The sequence below is a fragment of the Brevibacterium sp. ACRRH genome, from assembly GCF_022346365.1.
GTDB lineage: Bacteria > Actinomycetota > Actinomycetes > Actinomycetales > Brevibacteriaceae > Brevibacterium > Brevibacterium paucivorans.
Map to the genome: position 1 here is coordinate 65,183 of NZ_JAKRMN010000008.1, position 20,024 is coordinate 85,206.

A 20,024-nucleotide genomic window follows, 5' to 3' on the forward strand; every position below is an offset into this window, starting at 1 on the left:
TGTAGTGCTGCTGAAAACTGAACTCCGTTCGTCCACGGCCCTGGCACCGGGGAAGTGTGTCAGGACTAGGGCTTTGGAACCGGGGAAGTGCTCCAAAACAACGTGGACGAACAGAGATCGGAATCCAGCAACATCAGAAGACTCCCTGGATGACCTCGTCGGTACGATCCGCGAATCCCTGTTCGGTTTCGTTCAAGTAGGACTCCCATGTGTGGGCATCCCAGATTTCAACGCGATTTCCCAGGCCGATCACCGCGAGCTCTCGCTCGAGTCCCGCATATTTGCGAAGAATCTGCGGGATGGTGATGCGTCCTTGTTTGTCGGGTTGTTCTGCCGAAGCTCCAGAGAGGAATACACGCAGGTAGTCGCGAGCGTCCTTACTGGTCATGGGGGCGGTCCGCAGTTTTTCGTGAACCGTTTCGAACTCTCGGGCTGAAAACAGGGTGAGGCAGTGTTCTTGACCGCGAGTTACAACGAGTCCACCGGCCAGTTCCTCCCGGAACTTTGCGGGCAGGATGAGGCGACCTTTGTCATCGAGCCGCTGCATATGCGTGCCCAAGAACATGTCATCTCACCCCTTTCGAAACTCCATGAGCTCCGACAAAGACCACTGTACTCCACTTTCCCCCACCAAATACACTTTTTCAGCCTCTAACTCCCTGAGAACATACATAACTGCAGGTCAAATAGGTGGAGGAAAGTGGGAGAAATTTTCACCGTTGTGTCGTTATCCGGGGTTGAGACCATGTTTTTCGTCCGGATCTACAGCGTTTACACACCGAGGGGAGGAAAGTGGAGGTGTTCAGTGGGGCAAAGTGGGGTGGCTGTGTGGAGTGAAGTGGAGATGACTTGCGCAATAGGCCAAAATGGAGAAATGAGCACACCCACAGAGGCAGAAATCGCATCCATCGCTGAACTCGCAGCGCGCGCCCGCAACTCCATGAACACGGTCCTCGATGGCAAAGACCGCGTTGTTGAGCTGAGCTTGATCACTCTTCTGGCAGGCGGACACCTTCTCCTCGAAGACGTCCCTGGCGTAGGTAAAACCCTGCTCGCTAAAGCGCTGGGTCGCGTCGTCGACGGTTCGGTCCGTCGTATCCAGTTCACGCCTGACCTTCTGCCCACGGACGTTGTGGGTGTGAACCTGTTTAATCAGGAAACTCGCCATTTTGAGTTCCGTGCGGGACCGGTTTTTTCCAATGTCGTGATTGCCGACGAAATTAACCGCGCTTCCCCCAAGACTCAGTCAGCGATGCTGGAGTGCATGGCCGAAGGCCAAGCCAGTGTCGACGGGACCACGTATCTCATGCCACAGCCGTTCATTGTGGTGGCAACTCAGAACCCCATTGATATGGAGGGTACGTACAGTCTTCCGGAGGCTCAGCGCGACCGTTTCATGATCCGCACGTCGGTGGGCTATCCGTCGGTTGAGTCGGAAGCCCAAATGTTGGCGCACAACACCGGGCGCGACCCGTTAGACGAACTGAGCCCCGTCACAACATTGGAAGAGATCGAACGTGCCCGCGTGGCCGTCACAAATGTCACCGCCACAGCCGAGCTACGTAACTACATGGTTCGCTTGTTGACGGCGACACGTTCTCACGACGCAATTTCCGTGGGTGTTTCCCCACGTGGTGGCGTCCTCCTCTTGCGCGCAGCCCAGGCTCACGCGGTCCTCAATGGACGCAACTACGTCACTCCTGACGATGTACAGGACTTGGCTCAGGAGGTTTTGGCCCACCGCATTATCGCTGTTGAAAGCGACCACCCAGAACACACTTCCCAGCTGATCCGTGACGTGGTGGCCGCAACCCCGGTTTCCTAATGCGCGTAACCACCTCTGGCATTGTTTTCTTGATTGCAGGCGTGAGCCTGTGCATTGCCGCGTACCGTTTTCAGCTTCCGGCACTGCTACCAGTAGGCATTTTGCTGGTCTTCCTCACTGTTTTTTCACTCATCTTCGCCCTCGTGACCAGCACCCGCATGAAGGTGAAGCTCCGGGCGTTTGCGCCGCATGTGAGCGGATACCCCCTCACGTACGTGGGCACAGACACCGATGTGCGCGTCAGTGTGACGAACGCACTTCCGTTTCGTAGCGGGTCGTTCTACCTGGAGGTTGAGCCAGAAAATGGGTTCGGCTTCCCCCAGGGGGTGCAGGTTCCTTCGGTCGCGGGCGGTGGGACCGTCGAGGTGGATGCGACGTTCACCCCATCGGCCCGAGGTCTCCGCGGGATTTCCGCTGTCACGGTGGCGGTGAATGGCCCGTTTAGGCTGACGATGTTTAAGAAGAAGGTGTCCCAGGGTCTCAAGATTGCGGTCGCTCCCCCACGCGTTCAGTTGGCTAGCCCAGGTTTGAGTGGGCGACCAAACCCGCTTGCGGAAACGGAACGTTTGTCGCGTGGAACCTCCACCCGCGATTTCTATACACGCGAATACGCGCCGGGCGACGATTTGCGACACATACACTGGAAGACTGTGGCACGCACCGGCCAGCTGGTTGTCAGGCAAGAAGCAGATGAAGACAACCCTGTAGCGGCTGTGATCGTTCACGGTGAAGGCATTTCACACCCCGTCGAATTCGACTTGCTGGTGGCTGCGGCCATGAGTGCTGTTCACGCTCTCACGCAGTCCGGTTTTTCGGTCCGTGTCGTCATGGGCGAACATTCGGTTCAAGCTGAGCCCAGAGAACGCAATTTGTCGGTCGATGTTTTGGCAGCCCGGGCACATGCTGCACCCGCACGCATGCCTTCTGCTCGGGAAATGCGCGCATTGTCAGAACTTGTTGTCTGCGCACCTGATCCCGATCACGTCCCCCGGATCACCGGTGGCCAGCGCGTCCGCACGCATCGCTGGTACGCTTCGGACATCGATAGCGAAACCGTTGACGACATGAACTTCACAGGCATGTTCGGTGGCGATGTGAACCTTCCTTCTCAGTGGAGTCTGCGAGGTGTGTCATGCGCATAATCTCGACTCTCACAGTATTTGTCGCCATGGTGCTGTCAGTTGTGGCGACCTCGGCCGTCTTTAGCGACTGGAACTGGTTCGTACCCACCGTTGCGGTGGTCTTCCTCACGGTGGCCACCGGGTGGCTGTCGCGTTTGTCTGAAACCGCGCGTAACACGGGCCTTACCGTGATAGTGCAGTTCGTGGTGGGGTTCTTTGCGGTCATCGCAGTCACGTTGCCCGAAACCACAGTCGCTGGCGTGATCCCTACGGGAAGTAGCTTTTCTGAGCTCGCAGGGTCGATCGCACAAGGTTTCCGAGACGTGTATGCGGCTCCTGCCCCGGCTCCGTCAACGGCCGGCCTTACCGTTCTCGCTGCAGTATCTTTTGCTCTCTTAACCATGTTGGTCGACAGCCTGGTCCATGACCTGCATTTGACCCACATCGCAGGCGCCCTGGTTCTTGCCACGTGGCTCATTCCGGTTTTGATTGCGGCCTCGTCGATCCAGTGGTGGCACACATGTGCCGTTGCCGTTGCCTTCATTTTGCTTCTGCTCACCGCACATACGGGTGCCTCGCGAGGTTTCTTGTGGGCTGTCACAGCTGGGGCCCTCGCTCTCATCTTGGGCATCGGGCTGCCTCTCCTCATGCCGCCCATCGTTCCTCAAGCGAACAAGCCAGCAGGAGAGGACCAGGATGTCAAAGTCATCAATCCGTTCCTTGACCTGCGGGCGAATTTGACCAACAAGAGCGACGACGTCGTCTTCTCATACGAATCCACTGACCCGCTGGAACCACCTGTACGGCTCACATCCGTGTCCGAATTCGACGGCAAGAAGTGGGCACCAGCCGCCTTCTCTTTTAAACGCGGCGCCTCGCCTGACGCAGGGCTACCGGTGGGCGACCTCGGGCCAGACATTGAAGCCAACTCCTACACCAGCACCTTTACGATCAAAGGGCTGGGTGGCAACCACTTGCCGGCCCAGTACGCCCCGCTTGAGACCTCGGGCCTGGGCGACCGGTGGGTCTATGACCGTGACACCCTCACGATCGTGGGCAACAACGTGGGGGTTGAAGGGCTAAACTACTCACTCACATACCAGTCAGTTGAACCCACGGCAGAACAGTTGAAGAAGGCTCCTTCGGTGAATGAGGGCGCGTTTGAGCAGTATCTGAAGCTGCCAAACGATCTGCCTAGCGACATTAAAGAAGAAGCCGACGCGATCACCAAAGACGCCAAAACCGACTGGGATAAAGCCGCGAAGTTGCAGGCGCATTTCCGTGACTTTGAGTACTCTCTCGACGCCCCCAATGAGGCGTCGGGAAGTGTGCTGTCGCAGTTCCTCAAAGACCGTCGTGGGTACTGTGTTCAGTTTTCGGCCGCAATGGCCACGATGGCGCGCATGGAAGGTATCCCGGCGCGTATTGGGGTCGGGTTCACTGCTGGTGAGCCTAACGACGCGGGCGGATATGACGTGACCATGCAGAGGTCTCACGCGTGGCCCGAACTGTACTTCGAAGGCGCCGGTTGGGTTCGGTTCGAACCCACTCCCGGTGGCCCCGCCGGTCCCCCACCACCGTGGTCGGTCGAAGGTGGCGAGGCTACCGAAGAACCGGAAGAACCTACCCAGGAGCCCTCGGAGGAGCCGACGCCAGAGGAAGAAGCCGCCGAACCCACACCTACCCCAGAGGAAGAGCCAGCTCAAGAAGAGGAGCCGGAGACGACCTCGGCGGTTCCATTCATCGTGGGAGCGGCCGTGTTTGCGCTAGTCATCCTGGCCTTGCTACCGCTGTTGTTGCGTGCGCGGGCCCGCAGCCGGCGACTGCGCACCCCGTTGAACGCCAACCTGGTGTGGGAAGAAATTCGGGCGACCGAGGTGGATTGCGGTTACGCTGCCCCTACGTCAGATACGCTTGCCAAGCGTGGGCGCGATCTGTCGGAGCAGTACCCCGACCACGCGGACGACATTGCGAAACTGGTCGGCACCTTGGAGCGTGAGCACTACGCGGGAACGGGCTCGGAGGCCCTCAATTTCGACGCCCGCGGACTGGTCAAAGACGTGAAGAAAGACCGAGCCGGTTCAGCGTTTGGGCGTGTGAAGGCCACCCTGTGGCCACGTAGTCTGTGGAAGAAAAAATAATGCTGAAGAAAAATAAGGCTAGAGCGAACCGCGACGCTTGTCCCAGCGTTCTTCGACACGGTTCATGAAACCACTGTTCTTGTGCGGTTTGTTTGCCGAGTTCTGAGCTTTCGAACCGGTTCCCGCGGACTTTGACGCAGACGCCACTGCGAAACCGTAATAGGCGCCTCCCACCATGAGGAAGAACCCGAGCACTCCACCCACGATGGACAGAGGCGATGTCAAGAAGAAAACCGAGCCGAGCGCAATAGCTAAGCCCACTACCAGCACGAGCGTGCCAGTAACCAGGTGCTTAGGAGAAAGTGCGATACCTGCAGGGCTGTGGGTTTGTGAAATGTTTTGCGCAAATCGAGGATCTTCATTGCGCAACTGCTTTTCCAGCTGGTCAAGAAGTTGCTGTTCGTGTTCCGACAGCGCCATCACAAATCCCCCATTTCAAAGCTCGGTATCACTATCATAGTCGGTCTTGTGCGCGGGTGCGTCATGGGTTTTGTCAGGATTGTTGCGAATGAGCGACGCGCGTGAAATCGCCCCGCTCCCAAAACGGTTGCGAACGGCGTCTAACGCGATCTCCGAGTCCCGCTTTCCTGAGTCCGTATCCTCCAGCGTTGCTTGCCTACCAACCTCGCCGAGGTCGTTGAGGTCGGCCGCGCGCACGCCCAGCAGGCGCACTCCAGGTCCCCGTGTGTGCAAGGTGCGGAGTGCAGGGAGGAGCGCGTCGCGGAACTCGCTGGCGACGTCGCTGGGGGCTGAGAGAGTCACAGACCGGGTGAAGGTGGAGAAGTCCGCGGTTCTGTATTTCAGGCTCACGGTGCGGGCCGCTTTGCCTTCTTTGCGCACCCGGCTCGCCACGGTGTCGGCCAAACGGATGAGTTCGAGTTCAAGTTCGTCGATGGAGAAAATGTCGGCTGGAAAGGTGTGTTCTGCGCTGATCGAGTGGTCGCGGACTCTGTTGGGGTCTCGCGAATCTTCACCGTGAGCAGATGCGTAGAGGCCTTTTCCATGGGCACCGAAGCGGGCGTTGAGCCAATCGGGTGAGCACGCAGCAAGCTGACCGATCGTAGTGATTCCGTACCGTGCCAGTTTGTCTTGGGTCTTACCCCCTACACCGGGGATTGCTTCAACGGGCATGTCGTGAAGAAACTGTGCCACTTGGGCACGCGGAACAACGAGCATGCCATCGGGTTTAGCCCGCGCGGACGCCATTTTTGAGACCACACGTGAATGAGCGACACCAATAGACGCAGCAAGCCCTGTGGCCTCACGGATCTGCGCGCGCATACTCTGCGCGATCACGCCCGGTCGCCCCAGTCTGCGCACAGCCGAGGCGACGTCGATGTACGCCTCGTCGACGCTCACTTGATGCACTTCGTTAGTAAAGGTTTTCAGAATGTCGAAAACCCGGGCGGAATACTGCGAATACAGGCCACGGGACGGCGGAATCACGACCGCTGAAGGGCATTGGGCGAGCGCCCTGCTCATGGGCATACCCGCGTAGACACCGTATGCGCGCGCTTCATAGGAAGCCGACACCACGACGCCGCGACCTGCACGGCCGCCCACAATCACCTCGGCGCCTTTGAGATCCGGACGATCCAAGAGCTCAACGGACACAAAGAAGGAGTCCATGTCCACATGCAGGGTGGTACACCCGGTGTCGTCACCGGACAGCGTGGACAGGTCCCCACCAGACCGGGCGAGTTGCTTGCGGCTCACACTTCCCCCTGTAGGCTTGCAGGCATGGATCGGTTACATCAGCCTGCGGACATTATTGCCCACGTCGACGCTGTTTTGGAACAGGAACTTGGCACGTTCGCTGATGAACTGGCCGGTTTGTCGCCTGTGGCTTCTGAACTCACCGACCCGATTCGCGCGTTCTGCGTGGGCGGAAAACGGATCCGTGCTCTGGCAACGTGGTGGGGTTACCAACTGGCGGGTGGCACACATCCTGGAATTGCCCATGTGGCTGCCAGTGTTGAGCTTCTTCACGCGGCTGCTCTCATACACGACGACATTATTGACAACTCGGATACGCGCCGTGGGAACCCGTCTACCCACGCGTTCTTTTCTCACATGCACAGTGACGAAGGGTTCGGAGGCGATGCGCGGAGCTTCGGAGTCAATGCCGCAATTATTGCAGGTGACGTGTGCCTGGGGTTGTCCGAGCAGTTGTTCACTGCCTCCGGTTTAGAGGTGGCCGATTCCCATGTCCGGGCCACGCACGACGCGTTTCGTCGCGATGTCATGCTGGGGCAATACTTGGATATTCGTATCCAGGCGGCCCCGGTACCAGACGCACAGATCGTGGACCGGGCCATGGAAGTGCTCACGTACAAGTCCGCGAAGTATTCGGTTGAACAGCCCTTTGAATTGGGCGCGCGCTTAGCGGGTGCCAAATCTGAGTTTGTGCGCGCTCTTTCGGCTTTCACTTTGCCGTTGGGGCAGGCGTTTCAGCTGCGTGACGATGAGCTGGGCGTGTTTGGTGATCCGCAGGCGACCGGCAAACCCGCGGGTGATGATCTTGTTGAAGGGAAGAAGACCGTCCTCGTGGGGTTGGCGTTGGCACGCATGAACGATGACGACGCCCAGTGGTTCCGTGAGCGCTTGGGAACCGACTCCGACACCGGTCGCATGATTGAGCTCCTGGATCAGTGCGGTGCGAAACGCGAACACGAAGACCTGATTGATTCGAAGCTCCAGGACGCGTTCGTCGCTCTGGACGCCCTGGGTGAGCACGGAGTGAGCTCGAATGATCTGGAGTTGTTGCGCTCCTACGCCAACCGGCTCACGCGCAGGGATACGTAAAAGCTCTACAGCGCAAGCGCTTGCGCACGGCGACGCACTTCTGATTTAGCGCCTTTGCGCAGGTGGTCGATGGGGCGACCGGGAAGCGTCTCATCATCAGTGAACAGCCACTGGATGATTTGGTGATCGTCCATCCCTGCGTCGTCTAAAAGCGTGATGGTTCCGCGCAAAGCAGGAACCGGTTCGCTGTCCTTGAAGAACAGTTCCGGAATCTTCATCACGTGCCCATCTTAGACTCCGCACACATACCGGTCCTCCAGCAGGCGACGCACCTTCGACGGGGTGACGCCCAGAAGCTGGGCAACTTCTTCACGCGTGAGCCATGTGTCAACAGTCATGGTTTAAGAGTACTTGCGACACGCCGCACTGCAAACCCACCTAAACATGGATGGCCGCAACTAATCTGGAGGTGCGAAACCCGTCTTCCCCCGGAGCATTTTTCATGACCAATTTCCGCACGTCGCGCCAACGACCTCCGCGCACGCACCCAGGTGCCGATGCGCTCGAGGTCGAGGCTCTGCTCCAGCGGGAACACGAACAGCCGCGCACACTTCCTGAACGCTATGAAGAGCGCCCCCTCATTGACGACGCGCCGGGATTCACCTCGGGCACCCTGACCGAGGCCGTCCCCGTCACGCACGGGGGACGCACCTACCGGGTCAAAAGTTCAGACACGGTACTCAGCATCGCGAAGAAACACGGGGTATCGATTCCCGCGCTCGTGGAATTGAACAACCTGACTGGAGGAGCGGTACGTCCCGGCCAGATTCTGTCTCTGCCAGAAAAGAACGTTGCTCCCCCGCCGGCCTCTCACCGCGTGTGCCCGGGAGATTCGCTCGAATCGATCGCACTGAAATACTCGACCACCGTTGGCGCCCTCATGCGTGCCAACGCGATGACCAGCCAACACATTGTGGTAGGCGAGCTACTCATGTTGCAGGGCTCGGGAGCCACATCTGGCAGGACCCGTCCTGCCGTCGACCAGCGTCTACCTAAACTTCCTACCCACCACGGTGACGAGCCGTATCCCGAACACGTTGTCGAAGCTGCCCGTTTTAACAAGTGGGTGCTTTCGACCCGCCCAGCACCGCGCCGAGACTGGGTGTACAAAACACTCACACGCTTGGCCTCGGAGATCGGGGTGAGCCCGCACTTGGGGCTTGCGATCGCGACCCAGGAGTCCGGGCTCAACCACCGGACTGTCTCCCCCGTCAACGCGATAGGCATCATGCAAGTCACGCCACGGGCGGGAATGTGGGCTTCATCCCTGGCAGGACGTCACCTCAACATCACCGACCCTGCCGACAATATCGTGGCGGGGCTGGTCATCCTCAGGTCGCTCATTCGGTCAACCGAATCCGTACCGGCGGCAATCGCGGCGTACTATCAAGGCGCGTCCAGCATCGAAGCTCATGGACTCGCACCCGATACGCGCGCGTTTGTACGTGCTGTTCAAGTGCTCGCCGACCGGTTCGCGACAACCGGATCTACGCAGTCACCCGGCAACCACCTCGGCGATTCTTCTACGGACGGTGAGCAGTGAAAGACCCGCTCGTAGGAACGGTTCTCAACAAGCGCTACCGCGTCGATGACAAAATCGCGCGCGGTGGCATGGCCATGGTGTACCTGGGCACCGATCTGACCACGGACCGGCAGATCGCCATCAAGGTCATGCACCCGCACTTGGCGACGGATGCGTCATTCGTGGAACGGTTCGAGCGCGAAGCCATGAACGCGTCGCGGCTCGAACACCCCAACCTCATCTCGGTCACCGACCAAGGACGCGACGGGGACGTCGTCTACTTGGTGATGGAGTACCTCGAATCCGTCACGCTACGCAAGGAGCTTCGGCACCGGGGTAAGCTCACACCTCGGCAGGCGATCGTTGTCAGCAACGCAATTTTGGCAGCTCTAGAAGCCGTTCACGAGGCAGGCATGATTCACCGTGACCTCAAACCGGACAATGTTCTGTTGGGCACCGACGGCAAAATTAAACTCACCGACTTTGGTCTAGCCCGTGCGGTCACCACGGCGACCACCACAAAAACCCTGATCGGTACGGTGGGGTACGTCGCACCGGAGCTCGTCACGCGCGCCGGTGCCGATGCGCGTACGGACCTGTACACGCTGGGCATCATGCTCTACGAAATGCTCACCGGGTCCCAGCCTTACACCGACGAGGTGCCCATTCAGGTGGCGTACCGTCACGTTCACGACAGGGTTCCCGCCCCCAGCGAGGCGCTCCCCGGTCTGCCTCCCGCGATCGACGCTCTGGTGTTGTGGGCAACGTCCCCTGAACCGGAGGGCCGGCCCGAATCTGCCCGCGCGTTTAGGGACGCCCTCAACGAGGCGCGCGCTGAGCTCAGCGACGACGAACTAGACTTTGGTGCGTCGGAACCCGTAGATGCGTCGGCGCCGGTCATCACCGCGACCGCCGATGTCGAGTCCTCCGACCCGATTCAACGTCCCAACGAACAGCCTCTGGTCAGCGACGACGTGGATGAGGAAAAGGCGGAACAGAGCCAGGCGCAGGACGACGATGCCGAGACGCTCTCCCCCACCACCGTGGTTCACACGGCAGACGTGGAGGAAGATGCAGAAGACAAAGGCACACATGACAAAGGCGCAGGCTCGAGCCCAGAGCCGGCGACCGCCTCGGTGCCCAACCCCCGCGTCGCACGCCGACGACGCACCATTTTCGCGCTCGTCGCAGCAGCGGCCATCCTGGTGTTGGTCGCGTCCGGAATCGTGTGGAACCGACAGAACACGGACGCACCTAAGGAAGTGCCCGCAATTGCTACCGGTGTTGAACAGTCGGACGCGCAGCACATGATCGAATCGGCGGGACTGACCGTCGCGATCACCCAGAAGTTCAGTTCCGAGGTGCCTGCCGGCAGGATTTTGGAAACCCACCCGGCCCCGGGAAGTCAGGTGGAACCGGGTGGCACCGTCACGCTCGTCGTCTCGAAGGGTAAGGACCTGGTCGCGATTCCCACGCTCACGGGGCTCAAGCGTGACGACGCGGAAAAGGAAGCCGAAAAGGCCGGCATCACCATTGGCAACGTTGAGGACACATACTCCGACTCGCCTAAGGGTGAAGTGATCGAACAGTCCCGCAAGCCCGGCGACAAGGTCGAACGGTCGGAGTCCGTCAACATTACGGTGTCTAAGGGTGAAGAGCCGATCTCCGTGCCCAACGTCAAAGGCCTGGAGTTCAAGAGTGCTTACCACAAGATGTTGAAGCTTGGCTTCCGCGTAGGGACCGATGAGAAGTACCACGACACGGTTCCAAAGGGTCGCGTCATCTCACAGCACCCTGCGCCCGGCACGCCCAAACACCCCGGCGACTTCATCCTTCTGCGCATCTCTAAAGGCAAGAAGCCCGCGGATGACAAGAAATCTGGCGACAAAAAGAAGGACGAACCTAAAAAGGACGACAAGAAGGACAAGTAATCCGTCAGTGCGACGTCAGGTACTCCGCGACTTGGAATGCCATTTCAAGTGACTGGTCGTGGTTGAGGCGTGGGTCAACACGCGTTTCGTAGCGACGGCGCAGGCCTTCTTCGTCGATTTCGGCGCCACCACCCATCACCTCGGTGACGTCGTCTCCAGTGAGTTCCATGTGGAGCCCGCCGGGAATGGTCCCGGCTTCGGCGTGAGCGTCAAAGAAGCCCGAGACTTCGCTCATAACATCTTCGAACCGGCGGGTCTTGAAACCGTTTGAGCTGGTAATGGTGTTGCCGTGCATGGGGTCGCACACCCAGGTGACGTGGGGCAAGTCAACGCTTGCGAGTAGTTTTGGGAGGCGTTCGCGCACGGTTTCAGCACCCATCCGGGTGATGAATGTCAGGCGTCCTGGTGTGCCGTGAGGGTCGAGTTTTTCGGCAAGGCGCAGCGCGTCATCGGCTGTGGCGGTTGGCCCCAACTTAACGCCAACAGGGTTCTTGACCCGCGACAGGAAGTCGACGTGCGCACCGTCGATGTCGCGTGTGCGCTCCCCGATCCACAGGAAGTGCCCCGACGTCCCGTACGGTTCTCCGGTACGTGAGTCAATACGGGTGAGCGCACGTTCGTATTCGAGGAGAAGCGCTTCGTGGGCTGCGAAGAATTCCACTGAGCGGAGGTTCTGGAAGTCGGCTCCGCACGCCTCCATGAACTTCAGTGCGCGGTCAATTTCGGCTGCTGTGCGTTCGTAACGCATGTAGTTTTCGTTTGCGCTGAGGAAGCCGCGGTTCCATTGGTGGACAAAGCGCAGATCGGCAAACCCTCCCGTGGTGAACGCGCGGATGAGGTTCAAGGTTGATGCCGAGGTGTTGTATGCCTCCAGCAGGCGTCGAGGGTCGTGCCTGCGGGCTTCCTCCGTGAATTCGTGAGAGTTGACGATGTCACCGCGGTATGACGGCAGGGTGACGCCGTCGCGGGTTTCGGTCTCAGCTGAACGCGGTTTTGCGAACTGGCCGGCCATGCGTCCCATTTTCACGACGGGAACCGAACCACCGTAGGTGAGGATCGCTGCCATCTGCAAAATGGTTTGCACGCGACGGCTGATTTGGTCGGCGGTTGCGTCTGCGAAGGTTTCTGCGCAGTCACCGCCAGCCAGGATGAAGGCTTCTCCGCGTGATGCTTTTGCAATGTGCTGTGTGAGAACGTCGGCTTCACCGGCGAAAATCAGCGGTGGTTGCTGTCGAAGCTCAGCGAGTGCTTCTTCGAGTTCGGCGGCGTCCAGGTAGGTGGGCTGCTGTAGCGGGTTAAGTTCGCGCCAGCGTTCCAGACCATCAAGGGTCTCCTGCGATGCTTTAACGGTCCCTGCAGCGGTGAACATGTTGTCGTTCAACTTACCTACCTTCAGTTAGTCAAAATCTTCGGGCGACACGTGGTCAAGAAACTCGCGGAACTGTGCGACTTCTTCTTCGTCGGCCTGGGGCGCGTCGATACCGATGTCGTCGAGCAATTCTTGAGTGGTTTCAATTGTGCAATGAGAGATGAGTGCCATGGCGACGGCGTCCGAAGGGCGGGCGGAAATGACTTTGCCGTCACTTAAACGAAGCTCGGCGTGGATGGTGTGCCCGTCGCGGTGGGTGATGACTACGCGGTCCAGTTCCGTTCCGAATGCCTCAACGATGTCGACTAAGAGGTTGTGGCTCAGTGGCCGAGGTGGTTCCCACCCGCGTTCGGCAATGCTGATCGCGTTGGCCTCCTGGGCACCGATCCAAATGGGCAAGAATTTGGGTACGTCTACTCCTTTGAGCAGGAGGACACGCTGATTTGCGGGCATTTCGACACGGATGCCCACAACTTCAACTTCGATGTGCACCACTGTTACTGGCGGGGGCGCTGTTGGAAAATCATGCGGAATTTTCCAATCTGAACGTCAGCGCCGTTGCGAAGTTCCACCGAGTCGATCAGCTGGCGGCCAACGTAAGTGCCGTTGAGCGATCCGGTGTCGCGCAAGGTGAACCCTGATGGGGTGCGAACAAATTCTGCGTGCTTACGTGAAACCGTAACGTCGTCAAGGAAGATGTCCGCATTAGGGCTACGGCCCACCGTGACGACATCGGTGTCGAGAAGAATCTGTGCGCCGGCGTCCGGGCCGGATACGACAACGAGCAGAGCGTCGGTGTCCTGCAGTCGGTTGAGGTCAGCAACCGGCATGACATCGCCGGTGCGTGGGTCGTAGATGCCAGGCACGTTGTCATTCTGCTGAGCAGGCGCAGACTGGGCAGGCTGGTGCTGGTCGGTCTGTTCGTTGCTGTTTGGGTTACCGCTGTGTGGGTTAGATGGGGTGCTCGCGAACGACTGGTGTGGGGCCTGGTCAGAGGATCCTACCTGTGGCTCGATGCCACCGCCGTACTGTCCTGGAGTGGTTCCGTGTTGCGGTGCAGAACCTTGTTGTGGTGCAGACCCGTACTGCGGAGCGGATGCTTGCTGAGGCGCGGATCCCTGTTGCGGTGCGGGCGCCTGCTGGCCCGGCCCTGCGAAGGGGTTAAACGGGTTGGAGTTCTGTTCGGGCTGAGATTGAACGGCTCCGTTTGAGTTCTGGGGGCTGTCGTTGGCTGGGCCACCCAGCGGGAACTTCTTAGCTTGTTGGCCCGAGTCCTCCTGATACCATGAGTCGCCCTGACCAGTAGGCTGGTTGGGTTGAGACATCAGACCCCCTCGATAACGCGTTGCTTCCGCAGAAACCACTTACACAATTTACGGCTCAAGTTATCAGCTCGAGTTGTACACTCAAGCATAGCTGTTCTCAGCTTATCGTGGTGGATAGTGCAAACAGCTGAACACATGAAGGCTAGCACTTTTGCCCACGTCCGTGTAATTTGCGCCACCTATATACAGTTAAAATACCTGCTGGCAAAGCAAATTGCTTTTGCTTGTGGCGCATGTGTAGACTGTCGGAGTTCGTGCGCAATGCATATACGGGCTATGGCGCAGCTTGGTAGCGCGCTTGACTGGGGGTCAAGAGGTCGTGGGTTCAAATCCCGCTAGCCCGACATTTGTGTAGTCTTTAATTATCGTTCTTAAGCGATGCACCCCTTGAAGCGAAGAGAAAGCGACACGTGGTGAAACGCATTGCCGCCGCTTTTGGTCACGCAAGTTCTTGGACCGCCCTTACTCCTAGTCTCGTTCCCCGCACGTGGTGGATGACTGCCATTAATGTGGCAGCCAATGCGTATGCGGGACAGAAAATCGGCGAACTCGCCTACGCTCTACTCAACCGAAATCGCCAAAACACCGCTGGCTCTTCGCAACCGCCACACCTCTCACAATCCCACCGCATCGGCTTCCGCATTGCCCGTCCCGCCACACAAAGCGTGAGTCGCAACATTGCGCTCTTATCCCTCGCAGGCGCGGGGTCCGCATTCGCAATCTCGCGTTCTGTCCGAGAACAAGAAGATATTGCGCAACGCACCAACGACCACACTAGGTCTGTTCGTGAGCACGTATTCGGTTACCTCGTAGGCGAACTCGGCTGGCTGAGTCTAGACCTTGCGTCCCTGGGGATGAACCGGTTCCGTCGGTTCCTCGAAAGCCGACTCCACACACGTTTGCCGTTCATGCCCGAACTGCTCATCACGACGCTGTCCGCCGGCGCCATGATTTACTCATCACGCAAACTCATCACCACACTGCTGTTCAGGCTCGCCGAAGAAGCCGTGCGCTCCGACTTTGCCCGCCCGTCACTCGCCCGCCGCCCGTCTGAACCTCAACGCTCCGGTTCGCGTTATTCACAAGAACCCTTTTCCACTTTGGGTTACCACGGCCGTGATTTCGTCGCCTCGGGCCCGCGCAAAGGCCGCATCCAAGCGACACTGTCACGCACCTCGGGCAAATCACAGACCCCCACCGACGCCGCCCACGAACCCATCCGAGTCTTCATTGGGCGCCTGTCACACCCCGACCTCGCGGACGCAGCCGACGCAGCCGTACGCGAACTCGACCGCGCGGGAGCGTTCGACCGCGAAGCCCTCCTCTTGGTCACCAACACCGGATCCGGTTGGACCCCACAGTGGTCAATCGAAGCCTTCGAATACCTCATGGGAGGAAACTGCGCATCGGTCGCAATCCAATACAGCTTTGCAGGCTCTTGGCTGGCATTCCTCATCCACCGCGATCAAGCAATCTACGCCAGCCGCGCACTACTTGAGGCCGTTGAGCGTCACGTCAGCACATTAGGCAAACGCCCCCGCATTTACGTGACCGGCGAATCCTTGGGCGCCTTGGGCGGACACGGCGCGTTCACTAGCATCACCGATATGCGTCAGCGCGTGGACGGCGCCCTGTGGACGGGGACTCCACGCACCACCCCCATTTTTAAAGGCCTCATCGCATCGCGTCACGTCCTCTCCCCCGAGATTCAACCGGTGATTGGCCGCGGGAGCCGCATCCGATTCGTGCAGAAGCCCAAGCAACTCAAAGAGTCTCCGTTGGGCCCGTATCGCCCGTGGATTGGGTCGCGCATCGTATACGCGCAGCATCCGTCCGATCCGGTGGTCTGGTGGTCACCGTCCGTAATGTTCCGCAAGCCCGACTGGCTACGCGAACCACGGGGCAAAGATGTGAGCCCCTATGTTGTGTGGTTCCCGTGGCTCACGTTCTGGCAACTCCTGGCGGATATGCCGCGGTCGGTTCAACTCCCCGGTGGTCGCGGGCACAGTTATCACCGCGAAGTTGTGCACTACTGGAACGAGATTCTGGACACACGTTTCACTAGAAAGGACTGCACCAAAATCGGCGACGCGATTGCCGACGACATCGCCCGCAAGTCCACGGGTCAAGCGTGGCGTCACCCTGAGCAAAACACGGCTCAACAGAGTCTGTTCGACAAGGTCTTGTGGGCTATCCTTCAGAGACGGAAGGATTCATAACAACACATGGCAAAACGCGCTACTTCCCGCAGAATCATTGAGTTCGACCTTTTGCGGGGTTTCTTCATCATGGTCATTACGCTTGACCATCTGGCTTACTGGCCCTCCCCTCTTGCATTCTTCTCAGGCAAGGGTTGGCTGTGGGTGAGTTCGGCAGAAGGCTTCTTCCTCATTTCCGGTTTCCTTATCGGTTTTATTCGCGCGTACAAGGGACGTCACAAGGACCTGTGGCAGGTCACGAAGAGCCTGTGGCGACGCGCCCTCAAGCTCTATCTGTGGGGTGTGGGCATCACTCTTTTCCTCATGGCGATCACGGCCTTGGTTCCCCCGGACAACGTGAATACCCTGCCTTCTCTCCCTCCCGAAGACACCACGGTGGGTAGCACCGTTGTGAACGTCCTACTCATGCGCACATTTCACGCATGGATCTTTTTCCTCCGCATGTACGCGGTGATGTTGCTGGTGACACCTGTATTCCTCTGGCTGGTTCGCAAGGGCAAACTGTGGGTGGCAGTTCTGGCGTCGGTGCTTGTGTACGCCTCCAGCTTGTTTTTTGAAACGCCCGAGGCGGTCGTCCAGTGGCAGCTGTTGTTCTTCCTGGCGGCGGCGTTGGGTTATGTCTTCACACCGGTTCGAAATTGGATGGCTGAGCACGTGACGTGGCGCAATGTCATGATCGTGGGACTCGTATCCGTCACCGCCGTAACAATGGTGCTCAGTGGGATTGCGATCCATGGAGAGCACCTGATGAACCAGCTTGGTCTGGGCGAATTCCAAACGAACCTCCACCACTGGGGCAACGGCACCTTCTCCAACTTCCCCATGCAACCAGGGCGCATGATCTTGGCGTTCATCTGGTTTGGTGGGCTCCTCGCGTTCTTCCACGTCCTGCGCGACCCCATTATGAAGTTCTTGGGCTGGGTCTTAGTTCCATTCGGAAAGTACTCGCTCACTGCTTACTGTCTGCAGGCGATTATTTTGCCGTTTATCGTGATCATCACTGAAGCGCAGGGCTCCCTGTGGAACATGTTCGTTGGGCTCCTGACGATCATGATTATGTGGCTATTGATGAAGAGTAAGCTAGTGCTTAAAATCATGCCTCAGTGAGTGGTAGCGACTGACCCAGCATCTGCCACCTTCAAGACGTAATCAATGAGGACTACACATGCCCAAACTCAGCCAGACAGCGCACAGCTTCCCTGACTCCGAGATCCGTCGCATCTTCGAGCTCTCTCTTGAACTCGACGACGTCATTCCTTTGAGCGTGGGGGAACCCGATCTTCCTGTCCCCCAACACATTCTGGAAGCCGGAGCTCGCGCATTTAAGGACGGCATGATCCGCTACGCGCCCAACTCGGGAATCATGCCACTGCGGCGCGCACTGGCAAAGAAGGTCACCGAGTTCAACAAATACCCTGTGGACCCCGACCAGATTCACATCGGCGCTGGTGGTTCTAATTCGCTTCACATGGCCATGAGCCTGGCACTTGGGCCCGGTGACGAAATTCTTGTGCCTGACCCCGGTTACGCCACGTTCTTCATGACTCCACGCACAGTGGGCGCGACCCCAGTGGGTTATCCCTTGAAGTCTGAAAATGATTTCATTCCTCAGATCGAAGACCTCGAAAAACTGGTCACTCCCAACACCAAAGCCATCTTGCTCAACAGCCCGTCCAACCCTCTGGGTGTTGTTTTTGAACGCGACGTCATGGTCGCCCTCATGGACTTCGCAAAGGAGTACGACCTGTGGGTCATCAGCGACGAAGTCTACGAGTACCTGGTGTTCGACGGCGAGTTCATTTCGCCGGCTACCCTCGACAACGACAACCGCGTCTTGTCCGTGTATTCCTTTTCAAAAACCTATGGCATCACAGGCGGTCGCGTGGGCTACTTGGTCACGCCCCCTGGGATGACCACTCGCGTGGGCGCTTTGCAGGAAGCGAACGTGTCGTGTGTGAATACCCCAGCACAGTACTCGGCGCTCGCCGCGGTTGAAGGCCCGCAGGACGAAGTCCACAAGGCGCTTGAGCACTACCGCACAAACCTGGCCCGCGCACGCGAAGTCCTGGACGCAAAGAACATCGAGTACCTCACTCCGCGCGGTGCGATCTACCTGTTTATCAACATGTCACACGCCACGGGTGGTGACGTGAGCACATGGGCCGAACAGTTCTTGCTCGAACACAAAGTAGCTCTAGCCCCTGGCACCGCTTTTGGACAGCACGGTGAAGGGTGGGTACGCGTGTGCTTCGCAGGCGACACCGACCTCCTCCTCGAAGGTCTGTCGCGTTTGCCTTCACGCCCACAGGAGTAAAGAGCCCGCGACAGCGAACAAAGGGCCCGCCTTACAGCTTTGAGTACACCAGCTGGTGACTGACAGCGAGCACCTCGCCCGACCGCGTCCACAGCTGAGCTGTTTGGTCGTGCAGACCAGACCCAAACCACTGCGCACGCGCCGAACACAGAATGTCCGCGCCTGCCGATTCCAGCACGTGCGCGTCCGCCGACACGTATGTGGTGATCGTGATGGTGCCGGCTGGCAGTGGACGTCCCGCGCGCAGGAAGGACCTGGGGAAGAACGAATCGGAAGCCGCAACAAGGGCCGCGTAATCCCATGGGCGGCCATCTGCGTGTCGTAGCCAGTACGTGGATGTGGTGTCCTCTTGCGGCCCTTCCTGGATCCGTTCCCAGCCACCTTCGACAAACCGCAGTTCGTAGTTGTTTGACCATTCGGGCCGTCCCGCACCGTCGGCGACCGGGTACTCTTCCGGCGCTGCCACAGAAGGGAACGGAATCTCGTTTGCGCGCAACTGGCCACGCTCGGCGACCAGCAACACTGTGGCCGTCAGTGGCGTGTCCTCACCTTGGTGCCCCTTCACCACCCAGTGTTGGTTCGACGAGTTGGTACGCACGCACTCCAGTTCCAGCTCATAGTCGCCGTCGCGCACAGGTGACGTGAAGTTCGTGGTGACTGCTGCGAGCCTCCCCTGGGCGCCAGGGTGGGTCTGGACTGCGTGGCAAATGGTGGCCACAGTGATCCCGCCAAACGGGCCCACCATGTTGTGAAACTTGGGGTGTGTGCTGGCCTGTGCCCGGTTGCCGTCAAAGCTCACCGCGATTGCCTGGTCAAAAGCCGATTCCGTCATGCGTGCCTTTCTCTCGTGCTAGTTACGCATGTTACTCACTGCCGTTGCCACCTGCTGGATTGACCGCGAGCGCAGCCACGTATTCTTTCGTCACCATGTCGGTCACGGTGATCCAGGAGTGTGATGTGCAGTCGGCGTTCTGGGGTGGCCCGCATTCGATCTGAGCGGGTTCTAACGCCCCAAATCCGGTGTGCATGCTTTTGAGAACTGCTTCTTTCCGCACCCAGGCGCGCAGAAGAGCCCGGCCGAGGTCGTCCTCGGGAAGGTCTGTAAAGTGCGGCCGTTCGTGGGGTCCCAGGATGTGGGTGAAAGTGTGGGGTTGAACTGTGAGGGCATCTGCCGGTTCAATGTCAATGCCGATCCAGCCCGTTTCCCCTGGTGTGAGAATTGCAACAGCCGTGTAAGGGTGTGATCGGGACACGGAACATTCCACGATGTGGTTACCGTCGGTGACGATGGGATTACCTCGCGCGTGCGATTTAACCTGCAGGTCATGTGGGTTGATACCGTAGTGGTGGGCCACAAGTTGAGTCAGCATGTGGTCTGCTGAAGCATCGGTGTCCCTCACGATTCGCGCATCCACTCCCGTTCCTCCAAATTAACTCCAGCGGTTTAGTTCT

17 protein-coding genes, 1 tRNA gene and 1 pseudogene are annotated in these 20,024 nt (G+C 58.9%); 10 read left to right on the forward strand and 9 right to left on the reverse strand.

The features are described from left to right. Positions 1-133: 133 nt before the first annotated feature. Complete coding sequence (gene mraZ, locus MHX53_RS09065) at positions 134-565, reverse strand: division/cell wall cluster transcriptional repressor MraZ (protein ID WP_102238258.1); 432 nt, start codon at positions 563-565, stop codon at positions 134-136. Between the two features lie 309 nt (positions 566-874). On the opposite strand from mraZ, the gene MHX53_RS09070 reads away from it, so the two are divergent. From MHX53_RS09070 to MHX53_RS09080, 3 genes are read left to right on the forward strand one after another with little or no spacing between them, the layout of a single operon-like run. Then, positions 875-1,825 carry a MoxR family ATPase gene (locus MHX53_RS09070; protein WP_180965286.1) on the forward strand — a complete coding sequence of 317 codons (951 nt, stop codon included), beginning with the start codon at positions 875-877 and terminating at the stop codon, positions 1,823-1,825. Further along, on the forward strand, positions 1,825-2,967 hold the full coding sequence (locus MHX53_RS09075; protein ID WP_102238259.1) for a DUF58 domain-containing protein: 1,143 nt from the start codon (positions 1,825-1,827) through the stop codon (positions 2,965-2,967). Before MHX53_RS09070 ends, MHX53_RS09075 begins: the two co-directional genes overlap by 1 nt. Continuing rightward, positions 2,958-5,087, forward strand: coding sequence for a DUF3488 and transglutaminase-like domain-containing protein (locus MHX53_RS09080; protein ID WP_239272343.1), 2,130 nt, complete (start codon positions 2,958-2,960; stop codon positions 5,085-5,087). Before MHX53_RS09075 ends, MHX53_RS09080 begins: the two co-directional genes overlap by 10 nt. Before the next feature lie 18 nt (positions 5,088-5,105). On the opposite strand, the gene MHX53_RS09085 is transcribed toward MHX53_RS09080, so the two are convergent. After that, entirely contained in the window at positions 5,106-5,507 is a 402-nt protein-coding gene (locus MHX53_RS09085; RefSeq protein ID WP_239272345.1) for a DUF3040 domain-containing protein, read from the reverse strand. A gap of 15 nt (positions 5,508-5,522) precedes the next feature. Beyond that, complete coding sequence (dinB, locus tag MHX53_RS09090) at positions 5,523-6,803, reverse strand: DNA polymerase IV (protein ID WP_239272347.1); 1,281 nt, start codon at positions 6,801-6,803, stop codon at positions 5,523-5,525. A 24-nt stretch (positions 6,804-6,827) separates the two neighbouring features. On the opposite strand from dinB, the gene MHX53_RS09095 reads away from it, so the two are divergent. After that, positions 6,828-7,892, forward strand: a complete 1,065-nt coding sequence (locus MHX53_RS09095) for a polyprenyl synthetase family protein (RefSeq protein WP_239272349.1) — start codon at positions 6,828-6,830, stop codon at positions 7,890-7,892. 5 nt (positions 7,893-7,897) lie between these two features. On the opposite strand, the gene MHX53_RS11820 is transcribed toward MHX53_RS09095, so the two are convergent. Continuing rightward, positions 7,898-8,110, reverse strand: a complete 213-nt coding sequence (locus MHX53_RS11820) for an Rv2175c family DNA-binding protein (protein ID WP_343212365.1) — start codon at positions 8,108-8,110, stop codon at positions 7,898-7,900. 224 nt (positions 8,111-8,334) lie between these two features. On the opposite strand from MHX53_RS11820, the gene MHX53_RS09105 reads away from it, so the two are divergent. Further along, entirely contained in the window at positions 8,335-9,435 is a 1,101-nt protein-coding gene (locus MHX53_RS09105; protein ID WP_239272351.1) for a lytic transglycosylase domain-containing protein, read from the forward strand. Beyond that, positions 9,432-11,345 (forward strand): Stk1 family PASTA domain-containing Ser/Thr kinase, encoded by a 1,914-nt coding sequence (pknB, locus tag MHX53_RS09110; protein ID WP_239272352.1) that lies wholly within the window; start codon positions 9,432-9,434, stop codon positions 11,343-11,345. Before MHX53_RS09105 ends, pknB begins: the two co-directional genes overlap by 4 nt. A gap of 4 nt (positions 11,346-11,349) precedes the next feature. Here pknB and MHX53_RS09115 read toward each other — a convergent pair whose 3' ends face one another. From MHX53_RS09115 to MHX53_RS09125, 3 genes and pseudogenes are all read right to left on the reverse strand, one after another. Beyond that, on the reverse strand, positions 11,350-12,714 hold the full coding sequence (locus tag MHX53_RS09115) for a 3-deoxy-7-phosphoheptulonate synthase class II (protein WP_239272402.1): 1,365 nt from the start codon (positions 12,712-12,714) through the stop codon (positions 11,350-11,352). A gap of 27 nt (positions 12,715-12,741) precedes the next feature. Further along, on the reverse strand, positions 12,742-13,167 hold the full coding sequence (locus tag MHX53_RS09120; RefSeq protein ID WP_275433710.1) for a bifunctional nuclease family protein: 426 nt from the start codon (positions 13,165-13,167) through the stop codon (positions 12,742-12,744). A 44-nt stretch (positions 13,168-13,211) separates the two neighbouring features. Further along, a pseudogene (locus MHX53_RS09125) lies at positions 13,212-13,505 on the reverse strand (FHA domain-containing protein); the annotation flags it as partial. 804 nt (positions 13,506-14,309) lie between these two features. Between MHX53_RS09125 and MHX53_RS09130 the strand changes: the two are divergent. The 4 genes from MHX53_RS09130 to MHX53_RS09145 all read left to right on the forward strand — a co-directional run bounded on the left by MHX53_RS09130 (position 14,310) and on the right by MHX53_RS09145 (position 18,572). Continuing rightward, a tRNA-Pro gene (locus tag MHX53_RS09130) sits at positions 14,310-14,383 on the forward strand. Positions 14,384-14,452: 69 nt separating this feature from the next. Beyond that, complete coding sequence (locus MHX53_RS11825) at positions 14,453-16,258, forward strand: alpha/beta-hydrolase family protein (protein ID WP_343212366.1); 1,806 nt, start codon at positions 14,453-14,455, stop codon at positions 16,256-16,258. Positions 16,259-16,264: 6 nt separating this feature from the next. Then, positions 16,265-17,365, forward strand: a complete 1,101-nt coding sequence (gene opgC / locus MHX53_RS09140) for an OpgC domain-containing protein (protein ID WP_239272358.1) — start codon at positions 16,265-16,267, stop codon at positions 17,363-17,365. Between the two features lie 58 nt (positions 17,366-17,423). Continuing rightward, on the forward strand, positions 17,424-18,572 hold the full coding sequence (locus MHX53_RS09145; RefSeq protein ID WP_239272360.1) for an aminotransferase class I/II-fold pyridoxal phosphate-dependent enzyme: 1,149 nt from the start codon (positions 17,424-17,426) through the stop codon (positions 18,570-18,572). Between the two features lie 31 nt (positions 18,573-18,603). Here the strand turns inward: MHX53_RS09145 and MHX53_RS09150 are convergent, their stop codons facing one another. After that, complete coding sequence (locus tag MHX53_RS09150; RefSeq protein ID WP_239272362.1) at positions 18,604-19,404, reverse strand: thioesterase family protein; 801 nt, start codon at positions 19,402-19,404, stop codon at positions 18,604-18,606. Between the two features lie 31 nt (positions 19,405-19,435). Continuing rightward, the gene (locus tag MHX53_RS09155) at positions 19,436-19,987 is read right to left on the reverse strand and encodes a 4'-phosphopantetheinyl transferase superfamily protein (RefSeq protein ID WP_204515790.1); all 552 of its coding nucleotides are present in this window, start codon (positions 19,985-19,987) and stop codon (positions 19,436-19,438) included. Positions 19,988-20,024 lie beyond the last annotated feature (37 nt).